Below are 13,333 nucleotides of genomic sequence, written 5' to 3'. Positions count from 1 at the left end.
CGGCCAGCCATTTCAGTCCCCATTTCACCCCAACTCAACGTGTATGAGACTTCCCATCGAACGTAGCCCCAAAGTCGCGTACCCCGATATTAAGCGGGTCATCAACCGCTTCTTTTTCAACGGCGACGAGCGGGCCACCGATGTGATCAAACGTGTTATGGATCTGAGCGACGAGGCCGTTGCCCGCACCATCTCACCCCTTCTTCAGGAATACTCCAAACGACACCGGAACATCAGCCGGGAACTGGGCCAGAATTTCGACCGGCTGCCTCCGCTATTCGAGGGGTTGGGGATTGATCGGGACGGGATTGACCCTAACCGGAAGCTGCTGATCGGGGCATTCTTCACCAATGAGTATGCCATTGAATCGGTCGCCTTCTCGAATCCATCCATGATTGAGGACCCGGACCAGACCGAACTGGAGGCCGGAGAACGGCGCGTGATCGTCAGCCTCCGGGCCACTGGCGAAGGTCACATCTCGTCCATTGTATTCCGCCGGGCCCTGCTCGACGGAGAAGCCAATATTCGGCTGTTACCCACCGGGATTTACGTGGACGAGGCCCAGATTATTCGTAATGCGGTATTTACGAAGCAGGAGTTTTTTGACCGGGCCTGCTCCTGCCAACTCAACGAAGCGGTGCTGAGAATCGTTAAAGAACGGTTAGGGGACGAGTTTGACTACCCGACGCTGCGGAACGTAGTTACTGATGCCCAGGACGCGTTGCCGGATGAGACGCTTAAAAGCGACTACGAAAAAGTACTCTGGCTGGCCGATTCGACCTACGATCTGATCTTCTCCTTAGATACCGATCTGTCGGACCGGGTCATTTTTCCTGTCGGTGAGTTCGAGCGGAACGGTATTGAAGATGCCCGGTTTGTGCGCTTCACCGAAGACGACGGCCGAATTGTATACTACGCCACCTACACCGCTTACGACGGAGCCACGATTATGCCCAAACTGCTCCGAACCGACGATTTCCTCCGGTTTACGGTCATACCGCTCTACGGTGACGGGGCGCGTAACAAGAACTTAGCCCTGTTTCCCCGCAAGATCAACGGCCAGTTTGCCATGATTGGGCGGGTCGATGGCTGGCATAATTATATCATGTACGCCCATGACCTCAACGTGTGGCAGAACCCGATCCTGATTCCCCAGTCGGTAAACATCTGGCAATTCACCCAGGTTGGTAACTGCGGTTCGCCCATCGAAACCGAACACGGCTGGCTGGTGGTCACGCACGGCGTTGGCCCGATGCGCCGGTACTGTCTGGGGGCCAGCCTGCTCCGTCTGGACGATCCGTCGGTAGAGATCGGCCACTTAGCTGAACCGCTGCTGATTCCCGACAAAGAAGACCGGGAAGGCCACGTGCCGAACGTGGTGTACTCCTGCGGGTCCATCGTGCATAACGGAAAATTGGTGATTCCCTACGGCCTGTCCGATTACAGCTCCTCCTTTGTGAGGGTTGACCTGGCTTCCTTGCTCGATAAGCTCCTCGCCTAACCAGCAATGGTACCGGAACCTGCACCGAAGGGACGGCTGACGGAAAATGAGTATCCGATCCTACACCCTTAACGCCTGATCTGTGGATATCAACGAGTTAATCAGCACTACCCGCACGCTCATTGCCGGTGACAAGGGCCTGCTGGCGATGGACGAAAGTACGGCGACTTGCAACAAGCGATTCGCCAAATTAGGTATCCCCGAAACCGTGGACTTCCGGCGGGCGTGGCGGGAATTGATCGTTACCACGCCCCGGCTGGGCGATTGCATCAGCGGGGCCATTCTGTACGACGAAACCATCAGGCAGCAAACGCAGGCGGGCGTTCCGTTTATCGATGTGCTGGTCGGGGCCGGGATCATACCGGGAATCAAAGTCGATCTGGGGGCTAAACCGCTGGCTGGTTCGCCGGGCGAAACCGTCACCGAAGGACTCGACGGTCTGCGCGACCGCCTAACCGAGTATCGGCAGATGGGCGCGCGTTTTGCCAAATGGCGAGCGGTCATTACCATCGCCGATTCGGGTAACGAACGCCTGCCGACACCGGCCTGCGTGGAGGCCAACGTTCACGCGCTGGCCCGCTATGCCGCGCTGTGCCAGGAAGTTGGTTTAGTCCCCATTGTGGAGCCGGAGGTCCTGATGGAGGGCAGCCACACCCTGGAACGCTGCGGGGCGGTGACCCAGGCGGTGCTGGAAAATCTTTTTGTCCAGTTGTCCGTTCAGGGCGTTGCGCTGGAAGGAATGTTGCTGAAACCCAATATGGTACTGGCTGGCATCGATTCGCCCCAACAATTGGGCGTTGATGAGGTGGCCGATGCCACGGTGACGTGTTTACTGCGCTCTGTTCCGGCTGCGGTGCCGGGCATCGCGTTTTTGTCCGGCGGTCAATCGCCGGACCAGGCCTCCAGCCATTTGAATGCCATTCACCGCACCGACGGACCGACCCGGTTCAACGGGCGAATGCCCTGGGCGGTGACGTTCTCGTTTTCACGGGCCATTCAACAACCGGCCATGGACCTTTGGAAAGGGCAGGATGCCAACGTAGAAGCCGCCCAACAGGAGTTGCTTAACCGGGCGATGGCCAACTGTGCGGCCCGGCGCGGTCAGTACACGGCTAGCAACTCCCACGATGGAAAATTAGGCTCCCCTACCACTGAAGATAATTGAGGTTTTTTAGCATTAAACACGTACAATGCCCCTCGGCATATTATTATTTCAAGAGGACACGCTACTAAAAGATAAAATAGAAATTGCGGTTGTTCGTCAGTAGATGTTCCGACGTTAAGAAATTTACTTTGGCTTTTATTTTTGATCAGAACAAGGAAGTATGCCTTCACCGTTTTCCTTCGCAGAAATACCCCGGAGCTAATTTTTGCCTTTATTTTTTATCTATTTCTGTTTAACAATTCCTAATTGAAGAATGCTTGCCGCACAAGACAAAACACTTTCTTCTGGTTTGATAGGCTTCCAGCCCAACTCGTTCACGGCCTTTGAATTATTCATTTTTCGTTCAGTACCCAGGTCAAGCAAAACAGGCTTTAAGGTAGCATCAAAAAGCGAAAGGATATGTACGATAAAGTTGGGTAATTTAAGGGAAGGTATTTTCATTTCTGGATAAGCCTTTTTCAAGATCCCTGACATATCGCTAAATTCAAGATAGCCTGCCGAACCAATATATCGTTGATTGGCTGCCCGGGGTTGTTCCATAGCAAGAACCAATAAAGACGCAATCGACCGCACGTCAACCAGTTCGAACCCTAATTTAGGCAACGCAGGCATGCTGCCATCCAACAGTTTAACAACTATATTAGTAGAAGCATTAAACTCTTTCTGGAGCAGTGGGCCAAGGATAACTCCCGGACAAATCGCAACTAACTCTAAACCCGAATGGTCATTTTTCATAAAATCCCAGGCGGCTTTTTCAGCAATGACCTTACTTTTAAAATAAGGAGTTATATCCTCTTTGCTATTCACATCGGTCCAATGAGTTTCATCAAATGACCCGCTTCTTTGTTCTTTTGGCAGGCCATAATTGATAGCTGCCCCCGAACTAACAATCACTACTCGTTTAACCTTACAGGCTGCTGCCGCCGATAGTACATTCAAGTTGCCGTCGCGGGCAGGTTTTATTAATTCGTTTTCATCTTTGGGCATTACCTTAGGAAATGGAGAAGCTATGTGCTGCACATAGTCCACACCAATCATTAGTTTTTGCCAGATGCTTTCATCTTGAATGTCGGCTTCTACAAAGCTTAACTTGTCTGTGTTCGAGGTATGCCGGGCAATAATCTTTTTGATAGAATCTGCCTTTTTCATATCTCTTAATGTACCTGTCACCTGATAGCCTTTTTCAAGGAGTTGAATAGCCGTGTGTAAACCGACAAAACCGGTTATTCCTGTCAACAGGACTTTTTTGTTAGTTGCCATATTGGGTAGTGGCTTAACTGAGTCGTTTATGTACGTCTTTATTGTTGCCTTGTCAACCAGCCGGATTGCCTTGCTGACTCACAAAAAGGCCAGCAATTCGCGCAACCCAATTTCGGGTTACTGTTCTACCAGCCAGTGGCCGCTTTGAGGAACGCTGCCGTTCACTGACCCGCCGGTGACGTTCTGAGCTACGAGGGCAAACTGCTGAACAATAACAGGGCCTATACTCTCCTCGCCCCCCAGGGCCAGCACCGGCATAGTGAGCTTGGTCTGCGAAAACCGCTGATTGTCCAGCACATCGGTTGGGAAGCCGCGATACCACTCAAACCCGCCCCGTAGATTCTCCGCTCCGGTGTAGGCACTGACAAAAGCATCCAATTCGTCTGTCGTGAAAGGAATGCTCTGCCTGTACCCTTGCTTTTTGTAAAAGTCCTCCAGAGATGTCCGCTCTGTTCCCACCAGGGTATTCTCGTAGCCCAGTTGCTGAAACTGCGTATTGTGCGAAACTCTTGGATCGTTTTGGATAAAGCTCCACAGCGGTTCAATGCCCGGCAGGAACGCGTCCATCACCACTAACTTATCGACTTCATTGGGGTACAGTGACGCATATGCGTAAGCGACCATCATACCGATGTCGTGACCGACTAACCTGACTTTGCGGTAGCCGAGCTGTGTCACCAACTGATGAATGTCTTCGGCCAGCAGTTTCTTGTCGTAGCCATTCTGGGCCGCTGGTTTGTAGGACAACCCGCCACCCCGCAGGTCGGGCGCAATGACGGTAAACCGCTGTCCCAATTGGGGCATGATGCGAATCCACTCGTACCAGGTTTGCGGGAAACCGTGCAACAGCACCACCAGATCGCCCTGCCCGCCGATTACGTAGTGTAGCTTGACTCCGTTGGCGGTAGCAAAGGCATGGCGAAACCCGGCAGGAGCCGTCGGCAGCGGTTTGGGCGCGAGTTCTTTGTGATCCTGACAGGCCGCCAGTATCAGTAGCAAGCCGACCAGCAGTACGGAGCCGCTGCGCCGGGCAGAACAGGCTGCTGCTACCGCTACTATAGTGCGGGACGGCAGTGATGAAAAAGATAGTCTGTTCATGACAACTGCCAAATAGGTTGAAGGATGAGAATCAAAGAGGCTCCGTACGCTCTACGGCAAGCACCTTGACCACCCCGGCCTTAGCCCGCGAACCAGGCCGATTGCGCGTTGTAGCAGTGGTGTTACGAGCGGATCAAAAGTACCCGGCTCTACCCGATCATGCTATGACCGTCATCACCAAGCTCTATGATGGTTAGCATATTGGGCGTTTTGGGTTGTTTCAGCGACGGGTCCATCCCGGCACGGATTATGGTAATGAATGACGAGCCTGTGGTCACCCTGACGCAGTGGCGGGACGCGAGGCTACCTAACCGGTGGGTCGGCCAACCCAGTACGTCCGATGGGGTAGGTTACTCCAGCCGGTTTAGTGACGCTCGGTGAACAAGCTGAACTTAGTTCGTTCAGTACCTGCCAGCCTCATCGACATCGGTCGAAAAAGTACGGTCGTGGCCGAAGCGTACTTAGCCCCGGAGGCACCAGCATCTCGATCATAGCGTAGTCGCCACCGGTTTGTTCACCCGTTACCACCAGGCGGTAGGTGTCGCCGACGACCGAGAGGATTTGCCCTTCCTGCAGGGCAGTCGTCAGGAGGACTTTCGTTACGTTTTGCATAGTATTCGTTGTTTTTTAGTGAATTAATTACAAAAATGTCCGACCACCATCGACATTGATCGTTTGGCCCGATATAAAACCGGCATCGTCCCAGACCAGGAAAAGCATCGTACCCACCAGGTCGCCCGCCTGCTGTTTTCATTTTAACGCTCCGCTTTGGGACAGGTGTTCAATCAACTCCGCCGGGACGGCTTTGACCAGATTGGGTGTCACGGTCAGACCTGGCGTGATGGCGTTCACCGTAATATTAAAATCACCCAATGCAACGGCCAATGCTCTGGTCAGCCCAAGTACACCCGCTTTAGCTGACACGTAATGGGCCTGAACGGGTGGGTGGTGGGACGAATACCAAGCTGGAGCTAAGGTTGATGATTCGTCCCGCGGAGCTTTGCTTGATCGGCGTCAACAGGGCTTTGGTGACCAAACATGGCCCGTCAGGATTCACCCGGATCACCTGTTGAAACCGCAGCCGGTCAATTAACTGTTTATACGAATTGAGTCGTTATTTGTTGGGTACTTCAGTTGATTCCAAAACCGGATAATCCGTGTAGCCTTTGTCGCCTGGCGTGTAGAAGGTAGTTGGGTCGGGCTTGTTTAGGGTAGCCCCGGTTTTGATGCGCTCTACCAGATCAGGGTTGGCGATGAACGGGCTGCCGAACGCAACCAGGTCGCCCTGCCCGGCGTTGAGGTCGGTCTCGGCCTTGTCGGCGGTATAGCCTCCGTTCAGAATAAGTGTGCCACCGAACGCTTTCCGAATGGCGACCCGCGCATCGGCCGGCAGGCTGCTCGATATCAGGTGAACATACACGATGCCGATGGCCTTCAGGCCCACAGCCAACGCGTTGTACTGTTCTTTTTCCTGGGCATCAACGGCCATATCGTTAAACGTATTGAAAGGCGACAACCGAATACCTACCCGTTCGCGGCCAATAGCATCAGCGACGGCCTGGACAACCTCCAGTGGAAAGCGATTGCGGTTTTCGTAGCTTCCCCCGTAGTCATCCGTCCGCTGGTTGGCCGCCGGACTCAAAAACTGTTGAAGCAGGTAGCCATTGGCCCCGTGAATTTCCACGCCGTCGAAACCGGCCGCTATGGCTGTCTGAGCACTGAGAACGAACTCGGCAATGGTAGCCGGAATTTCGTCGAGGGCGATTTCTCTGGGTACGGGCAGGGGCTGCATGGCCTGCTGATCGGTATACATCCGGGTGACGGTAGCAGCAATAGGCGAGGGACCAACGACTTCGGCCCCGTCGGGCATATTCAAGGGGTGTGCAATGCGGCCTTTGTGCATGACCTTGCTGAAAACAACCCCATCCCTGGCGTGTACAGCATCCGTGACTGCTTTCCAGCCGCTTCGCTGCTCATCGGTATAGATGCCCGGTATGCGGGGATACCCCAACCCATTCGGCGAGGGGGCGGTACCCTCGGTAATAATCAATCCTGCTTCGGCCAGGTCGCGGTACTAGTCAACCATTAACGCAATGGGCAGGTACCCAACGGCGCGGCTGCGGGTCATGGGGGCCATGACGATGCGGTTTTGCAGCGATATAGCCCCATAGCCCCCAGCGTATAGGGGTTAAGCGATAGAGGATGCGATGAATCCATAACGAGAAATCAGTTGTGAGTAAGTTAAAGCGCCTATCGCGCTGATAACTCGACAAAGGTCACGGCTTGATGGGGCTATTTTAGCCCTATCAAGCCGCATAATAGTCCCATCCATCCGATTTAAGCGGGGGGAGCGTGGCTTTATACTGCTTGGGTTTCAGTTGAAAATGCCGCTCGAACAGGCGGGTAAAGTGGCTTAGGTTAGTGAAGCCTAACCGGTAACCCGTTTCCGAAACCGATAGACGGGCGAGCAGGCGGGCCGCTTCGGCCAGGCGGGCGGCCTGGTAGTAGTTGTAGAGGCTGTCGCCAAAAATCTGACGAAAAAGTCGATTCATTCGGGTTTGACTCATCCCAATCTGGCGGGCCAACTGGGGTAATTGCGGGGTCTGGCTCAGATCCGTCAGAATAATGGACCGGGCCATGTAGAGCTTCTGAGCATCGGCAGGGTCCACCGGCGTAACACGGACGACAGGTCGGGTGAGGAGTTTGGTGAATAATAAATAGATGAGTTCATGCGCCTTGTTCTGATAGAGCAGATGAGCGAGCGTAGTCGATTCATTAACAGCGCAAAGCTGGTTGAAGGTTTGCTCCATCTGGGGGGTCATGCCTTCGTGAAACACAAACGAGTTGGTATCCCGCAACGTGTCGCGCATAGGACCGGCCTGATCATCTAAGTGCAGTAAATCCAGCAACGCTTGCCGGGAGAGCGTGATCGCCAGGAATTTCACCGCCTGATCGGGGCTAAGTGTAATCTCGGCAAACAGGTTGCTGGTGGCTACCTCAACGGCGTAGTCAATCCCATAGATAGGTTCCTGCTCGCTCGGATGGACCGTTGATGTAACGGACGTTTTAGCACTGCTGAAGCGTAGCGTCAACAAGTTGGATTCGCCGGGAGAAGCCATTCGTTTGAGGACAAACGGTTGTTTCAACCGGTATTGATGGAAGCATAACCCCAGTCCGTTATCTAAGTAAACTTCTTTGATAGACCCCGTGCCCAGGGAGTCAGGCACCAATACCCGGTCGTGGTCAACGCTCAAATTGAAGCGGGCAGCGAATGCCTGCGCGAAATCGAATCCTTTCTCTACTTTAAATTCCAGTTCAACGGCCATAGTCGCGGCTGACGATTATCCGTATTGCTTTCGTTAACCATTCCTATCAACCGGGTCAGGCCGGTATGTGTTTGGATTATGTCGGTCAACTACCTGACAACCATCTTCGTCTGACAATCCCAACCGAAGCCCCGACTATTTCGGAGCTTTGGCTACGCCCGGTTAGTTTGCCAGCTTGTACTCGGTTATGTCTTTGTGAGTCATATGCGCCTGATAGATAGGACCGTGAAACGCATCCAGCCGGGCTATCAGTCTGCTTAGTTCGCGCTGTTCGGTTTCGGTCAGGTCGCCTTTGAAGAGCGCGGTAGCCTCGTTCATGGCGGGCTGAAAGGCCCGCAGCGTCGCCCAATCGGATTCGGTCAGGGTAAGCACGCGGGTATTAATAGCGCGTCCAATCAAGTTTAAAAGCATCCCGATAAGAGTCTTGGCACGGCGCAATTTAATCACTCATCTCCACTGGCTCACTTTCAGGGGTACACGATACGATTGAGACGACTGACTAAGCCAGCGGGCAATTATGTAAACTGGCCTCTCATTACCCGAATGTGCGACTTAGACTTAGGCAAAGCCGCTGTCTTATTGACTTTCAGTACCTGAAAGTTTGGCTTATACGGGAATGCCGACTTTGGCGATGTCATTGACGGGGTACTCGCTTTCACCGACCGGCGTTGCGATTTAGATTTTTTGGCTTTCATGATCAGATTTAGTTAAATGCTTGTGATCGGACAGGTAGTCGATTGTCATTATTGACAAGGATCGGCCCATTACTGGAAAGGGAAAGGGCAACGCCGATGTCCGATCAGGAAAGATTACCCCAGGCTTCGTTAGTACCCCATTAGGTTGCCAGCTTGTAGTCGGTAATGTCTTTGTGGTTCAGGTGCGCCTGATAAATCGGGCCGTGAAACGCATCCAACTGGGCCATCAGCCTGCTTAGTTCGCGCTGTTCGGTTTCGGTCAGGTCGCCTTTGAAGAGCGCAGTAGCCTCGTTCATGGCGGGTTGAAAGGTCCGCAGCGTCGCCCAACCGGATTCGGTCAGGGTAAGCAGGCGGGTACGCTTATCGGCGTTATCATCGGTCTGAGCCACGAACCCGCTGTTGATCAGTCGTTTAATGACCAGCATCCCCGACGCTTTCTCGTTGACGATGGCCGCCACCAAGTCGGTTTTGAACATACTCCCCCGTCCGGCTAAGTAGGCTAAAGCGATAAAATCATCGAACGAGAGCAGCGGGGCCGTCTCGAACGCCTTTTTGACATAGACCCGGAAATAACGGTACAACTTCGTCACTAAGTGGGTGAGCCGGGTTTGCAACACGGGTACGTCCGCCGAATAGTAGCGGTATCCCGTATCGGCCACTGCCGGACCGGAATGAATGGCCGACGCCCAGGCCAGAAAACCGGCTTTTGTTTGGTCGGCCGGGTCGGGGTGCGCCCGCTCGAAGGCATCGCCCAGATCAAGCAGGTCTTTCAATAAGGTCACGTTCATAACTGTACAGGTAATAGTTGACGTGATAGCCCTAACTAATTTTGTTGATTTATAAACAAAAAATAAATCAAACTAACCCTGATTAACAGGATTATAGGCTAAACCTGACAATAATCAAGCTAATTAATAAACTATTTTCCTGAAAATTAGGTTCATTAATTGACTATAAACTGATTCCTGTCCATGAATACGACTCTACGCCAACCCACGCGGTCAGCCGCCGACCGGATTCGGCACCTTTTGATTGAGTTCCGCCTGCCCGTTTCAATCCTGACGGACGAGGCCCACTTCACCCGCGATCTGGGGCTGGATGCGGTCGATCGTATAAACCTGCTGATCCGGGTCGAGGACGAGTTTGGCATCCGCATCACCGACCGGGACTGGCTTTCGCTGGGCACGATCGACGCGCTCACGGAGTACCTCCTCGTCGAAGAGGGGATCGGGACCATCCCCCGGCATTCGCAGCCCCTGATGATCGATTATTCGGTATGCTGCAACTGAGGATCGCCATGAAAACCAACCGCATCGCCGGGTTAGCCTTGCTCGTGGGATCACTGGCCGCTTGTCGGCTGGTGGCCCAACCAGCCGGGCCGATTGTCCAGGCTACCCAGGCGGGTTCGCTGATGACTTGTTCCCTGCAAAAAGGCACCTCCAGCAATGGAGGAACCAATCACAACCCAACCGGTATGGCTTATTACCATGGTTCAGGCCAACGCATCGACCGGGTTGAGATCCGGGGCGACTTCGCCGATTTCGGCACCGGCGACGCGGTTCTGGGGCGGGTGTTGAGGGTGACCCATTCCGAACTGCTTATTACCGGTGTGCTGCAGAACGAACCGGACGGGCAATTGAGCCTGGTCGGTTTGGTGCTGTTCGATGGCCACCGCTATCCGTTTTGCCAACCGGCGGAGGTAGCCGTACAGTGCAACCAACAGGTAATCGAGTGTATCATTAACCTCGTGTCGGTCAGTACGCCCAAAAAATTTGACTGGCTGTGGCGAGCCAAACCACGGCTACGGGTGGGGTTTATGGCCACCTTCATGGTGCCACCGGCACCCGGTTCGCTGACCCTGAATTGAGTTTGCCCGCCCATTGCCAGGCTGAGCGGCCGGTTACCATTCCCTCACTTAGTCGGGGGTGGCGACCGGCCGTTCCGCAGTGACCAATTTTTCGTACAACTCGCTGATGGACGTGTTCTTATCGTGTAAGAACAGGGGATTATGGAACTGATCCAGTTTGGTCAGCAAGTCCGCCAGCTCTGCCTGCTCACGCTCGGATAAATGGCCAACAAACAGGCTCATCGCCTGACTCATCACTGGTAGTACCTGCGCCAGCATATCCCGCCCTTTTTGCGTAATCGTCATTTGCCGAACACGGTGGTCGTGCAGGTCGTTGGTCTGGATCACAAATTCCTGGTCGAGTAACCGCTTAATGACCAGCATTCCCGATGCTTTTTCGTTGATGTTGGCCTCCACCAGACTCATTTTGGTCATACTCCCATTCATTACCAGCAGGACGAGGTAGATAAAATCATCGTAGGTAATCAGCGGAGTACCCTCCAGGGCCTTCTTTACGTGCTGCTTATGGTAGCGATAGTCCATCGACAGGTACTGTACTATATAGGTCGGCAACGTTGGCAATGGCGGCAGGTAGTTTCGGCCATACGCGCCCGTCTCCGTTATCGGCGTTTTGGGCGGCAGTTGCTGGCATAGCCAGTCCGAAAAGTTAGCGACCTGCTGATCGACCGGGTTGGGAAACTGCTGCTCGAAGGCGTTCTCCAGATCAATCAATTCCTTTAACAGCGTCGTGTTCATGTTCATATCGGGTTGGTGTAGTAGCAAATTTAGTTAATTCATAGACAAGCTGGACACGCTAAAAACTAAATTATAGAATAATTGAGAAAATAAAATTTTAGCTTCATCGACCCCTTTAGCTACATTCTATACGTCATATAAGTTTAATAAATAATAGTAAAATACTGATTATCAAATATTTGTGTTTTTAAATAAAACTTGAGACGGACGCAGCCGCTATAGCGTAAGGGCACTACCATTCACAGAAAATGTACTATGTAAAAAATATATTAGTTTATAAGTGAACAAAATAGAAGGCAACATAGTTTATTAATTGACAATCAAATACAACACCTGTCGACCATGAAAACAACGGTTTCCCTTCTGGCTCTGGCCCTCCTGCATGGGGTAGTCACCGCCCAAACGCCTGCCAAGACGTTGACGCTTGACGAAGCGGTGCAGTTAGCCCGGCAAAACAGCAAACCCCTTAAAACCAATGCCGCCGACCAGGGTGCCGCCCTCGCCCGCGTCCAGCAGGCCCGCGACCGTTACATGCCCAGCGTGACGGCCAACCTGAGTTACGTCCGTATCAGCGACAATATCCGCCCCTTTACCGTCTCGCTGCCCGACGTTGGCCCGGTACAGTTGAACCCCCAGATTCTCAATCAGTCGTATAATAACCTCGCAGTGCGGCAAACGATCTGGGCCGGTGGTCAGGTAAAGCTGGGGATTCGGGTGGCTGAACAGGAAGCCCAGGCCCTTAAACTGGAAGCCGGCCAGTATCAGTTACTGGCTGCGGATAACGTGACCGAAATATGGCAGAACCTGTACCTGCTGGAGACGTCCGAACGGCTGATCCGTCAGAATATCCGGCTGCTGACCGACCGTCGCCGGGAGATCGCAAATCTGGAGCGGCAGGGTATTATCCTCAAAAACGACGGGCTAAAAATTGATCTGGCCATTTCCAATCTCGAAGCGAATCTGGTCGACATTGAGGCCGGCCGGTCGATCAACACCTTCAACTTAGCCACGGCCATCGGCTATGGGGATACGCCCTTCGCCATCGATACTACCGGGTTCACCTTCCCCCAGAGCGTGGCTCCCCTGGGTGATTACCTACAGGAAGCCTTGGCTAACCGCACTGAAGTAAAAGCCCTGGGGATGCGCCGGGAAGCCGCCGTGATTGGGCAACGCATAGTCGTCGCTAACCGGCTGCCCACGCTGAGTCTGGCCGGTAGCTACGACTACAACCGGCCCAATCAGCGGGTGTTCCCTAATAAACCCGAGTTTACCGGCACCTGGCAGGTGGGAGCGTTGCTAAGCTTTAATATCGCCGGGCTGTATACCAACCGGGCCAAAGAAACCGAAAGCCGCTACGGTATCGAACGGCTCAACACCGCCCTCGACCAAGCGCGGGAAGGCATTCAGATGGAGGTCAATGCGGCTTACCAGACCTATGTAAAAGCCCGTCAACAGGTTCGGTTAGCGCAAACGGCCATCGGGCAGGCCACCGAAAACTTCCGCATCGAGCAAAACCGGCTCCAGGCCGGGGCCACCACGCCGACCGATTTTCTGGAGGCTAACACGCAGCAACTCCAGGCCCAGCTTAACCTGCGCTCAGCCAACGCCAGAACCTGGCTGGCCCTGTGGCAACTCCAGAAAAGCACCGGTCTCACCAATTGATTCATTTCCTGACAGTCTACTTTA

General features: G+C 53.5%; 14 protein-coding genes and 1 pseudogene. 5 read left to right on the top strand and 10 right to left on the bottom strand.

Annotation, left to right across the window (positions count from 1 at the left end):
• Positions 1–43 precede the first annotated feature (43 nt).
• Both ACYVHB_RS10020 and ACYVHB_RS10015 read left to right on the top strand, forming a co-directional pair.
• Positions 44–1,501, top strand: coding sequence for a glycoside hydrolase family 130 protein (locus ACYVHB_RS10020; protein ID WP_461051582.1), 1,458 nt, complete (start codon positions 44–46; stop codon positions 1,499–1,501).
• Positions 1,502–1,583: 82 nt separating this feature from the next.
• Complete coding sequence (locus ACYVHB_RS10015; protein ID WP_461051581.1) at positions 1,584–2,666, top strand: class I fructose-bisphosphate aldolase; 1,083 nt, start codon at positions 1,584–1,586, stop codon at positions 2,664–2,666.
• 222 nt (positions 2,667–2,888) lie between these two features.
• Here ACYVHB_RS10015 and ACYVHB_RS10010 read toward each other — a convergent pair whose 3' ends face one another.
• The 9 genes and pseudogenes from ACYVHB_RS10010 to ACYVHB_RS09970 form a co-directional block, all read right to left on the bottom strand.
• The gene (locus ACYVHB_RS10010) at positions 2,889–3,926 is read right to left on the bottom strand and encodes an SDR family oxidoreductase (RefSeq protein ID WP_461051580.1); all 1,038 of its coding nucleotides are present in this window, start codon (positions 3,924–3,926) and stop codon (positions 2,889–2,891) included.
• 117 nt (positions 3,927–4,043) lie between these two features.
• The gene (locus ACYVHB_RS10005) at positions 4,044–5,024 is read right to left on the bottom strand and encodes an alpha/beta hydrolase (protein WP_461051579.1); all 981 of its coding nucleotides are present in this window, start codon (positions 5,022–5,024) and stop codon (positions 4,044–4,046) included.
• 417 nt (positions 5,025–5,441) lie between these two features.
• Complete coding sequence (locus ACYVHB_RS10000; RefSeq protein ID WP_461051578.1) at positions 5,442–5,636, bottom strand: hypothetical protein; 195 nt, start codon at positions 5,634–5,636, stop codon at positions 5,442–5,444.
• 138 nt (positions 5,637–5,774) lie between these two features.
• A pseudogene (locus ACYVHB_RS09995) lies at positions 5,775–5,960 on the bottom strand (SDR family oxidoreductase); the annotation flags it as partial.
• On the bottom strand, positions 5,938–6,105 hold the full coding sequence (locus tag ACYVHB_RS09990) for an SDR family NAD(P)-dependent oxidoreductase (protein WP_461051993.1): 168 nt from the start codon (positions 6,103–6,105) through the stop codon (positions 5,938–5,940). The pseudogene ACYVHB_RS09995 and the gene ACYVHB_RS09990, both read right to left, overlap by 23 nt.
• A gap of 33 nt (positions 6,106–6,138) precedes the next feature.
• Positions 6,139–7,074 carry an alkene reductase gene (locus tag ACYVHB_RS09985; RefSeq protein ID WP_461051577.1) on the bottom strand — a complete coding sequence of 312 codons (936 nt, stop codon included), beginning with the start codon at positions 7,072–7,074 and terminating at the stop codon, positions 6,139–6,141.
• A gap of 256 nt (positions 7,075–7,330) precedes the next feature.
• Positions 7,331–8,350: a helix-turn-helix domain-containing protein gene (locus tag ACYVHB_RS09980; protein ID WP_461051576.1), complete on the bottom strand. Its 1,020-nt coding sequence runs from the start codon at positions 8,348–8,350 to the stop codon at positions 7,331–7,333.
• 162 nt (positions 8,351–8,512) lie between these two features.
• Positions 8,513–8,761 (bottom strand): hypothetical protein, encoded by a 249-nt coding sequence (locus ACYVHB_RS09975; RefSeq protein ID WP_461051575.1) that lies wholly within the window; start codon positions 8,759–8,761, stop codon positions 8,513–8,515.
• Between the two features lie 424 nt (positions 8,762–9,185).
• Positions 9,186–9,833 carry a MarR family winged helix-turn-helix transcriptional regulator gene (locus ACYVHB_RS09970; protein ID WP_461051574.1) on the bottom strand — a complete coding sequence of 216 codons (648 nt, stop codon included), beginning with the start codon at positions 9,831–9,833 and terminating at the stop codon, positions 9,186–9,188.
• Between the two features lie 183 nt (positions 9,834–10,016).
• On the opposite strand from ACYVHB_RS09970, the gene ACYVHB_RS09965 reads away from it, so the two are divergent.
• Positions 10,017–10,334 (top strand): acyl carrier protein, encoded by a 318-nt coding sequence (locus ACYVHB_RS09965; protein ID WP_461051573.1) that lies wholly within the window; start codon positions 10,017–10,019, stop codon positions 10,332–10,334.
• 8 nt (positions 10,335–10,342) lie between these two features.
• Positions 10,343–10,912: a hypothetical protein gene (locus ACYVHB_RS09960; protein WP_461051572.1), complete on the top strand. Its 570-nt coding sequence runs from the start codon at positions 10,343–10,345 to the stop codon at positions 10,910–10,912.
• Between the two features lie 48 nt (positions 10,913–10,960).
• Here ACYVHB_RS09960 and ACYVHB_RS09955 read toward each other — a convergent pair whose 3' ends face one another.
• On the bottom strand, positions 10,961–11,647 hold the full coding sequence (locus ACYVHB_RS09955) for a MarR family winged helix-turn-helix transcriptional regulator (RefSeq protein ID WP_461051571.1): 687 nt from the start codon (positions 11,645–11,647) through the stop codon (positions 10,961–10,963).
• Between the two features lie 342 nt (positions 11,648–11,989).
• Here ACYVHB_RS09955 and ACYVHB_RS09950 point away from each other — a divergent pair, with 342 nt between their 5' ends.
• Complete coding sequence (locus tag ACYVHB_RS09950; RefSeq protein WP_461051570.1) at positions 11,990–13,309, top strand: TolC family protein; 1,320 nt, start codon at positions 11,990–11,992, stop codon at positions 13,307–13,309.
• Positions 13,310–13,333: the final 24 nt, after the last annotated feature.

This window comes from Spirosoma arcticum (genome assembly GCF_054779955.1).
The sequence above is the reverse complement of the archived record's forward strand: the minus strand, read 5'-3'. Positions and strand labels throughout refer to the sequence as shown.

Bases quoted from the DNA above. Each gene is read 5' to 3' on its own strand.
- ACYVHB_RS10020 (WP_461051582.1), top strand. From the start codon at position 44: ATGAGACTTCCCATCGAACGTAGCCCCAAAGTCGCGTACCCCGATATT.
- ACYVHB_RS10010 (WP_461051580.1), bottom strand. From the start codon at position 3,926: ATGGCAACTAACAAAAAAGTCCTGTTGACAGGAATAACCGGTTTTGTC.
- ACYVHB_RS10005 (WP_461051579.1), bottom strand. From the start codon at position 5,024: ATGAACAGACTATCTTTTTCATCACTGCCGTCCCGCACTATAGTAGCG.
- ACYVHB_RS10000 (WP_461051578.1), bottom strand. From the start codon at position 5,636: ATGCAAAACGTAACGAAAGTCCTCCTGACGACTGCCCTGCAGGAAGGG.
- ACYVHB_RS09980 (WP_461051576.1), bottom strand. From the start codon at position 8,350: ATGGCCGTTGAACTGGAATTTAAAGTAGAGAAAGGATTCGATTTCGCG.
- ACYVHB_RS09975 (WP_461051575.1), bottom strand. From the start codon at position 8,761: ATGCTTTTAAACTTGATTGGACGCGCTATTAATACCCGCGTGCTTACC.
- ACYVHB_RS09970 (WP_461051574.1), bottom strand. From the start codon at position 9,833: ATGAACGTGACCTTATTGAAAGACCTGCTTGATCTGGGCGATGCCTTC.
- ACYVHB_RS09965 (WP_461051573.1), top strand. From the start codon at position 10,017: ATGAATACGACTCTACGCCAACCCACGCGGTCAGCCGCCGACCGGATT.
- ACYVHB_RS09960 (WP_461051572.1), top strand. From the start codon at position 10,343: ATGAAAACCAACCGCATCGCCGGGTTAGCCTTGCTCGTGGGATCACTG.
- ACYVHB_RS09955 (WP_461051571.1), bottom strand. From the start codon at position 11,647: ATGAACACGACGCTGTTAAAGGAATTGATTGATCTGGAGAACGCCTTC.
- ACYVHB_RS09950 (WP_461051570.1), top strand. From the start codon at position 11,990: ATGAAAACAACGGTTTCCCTTCTGGCTCTGGCCCTCCTGCATGGGGTA.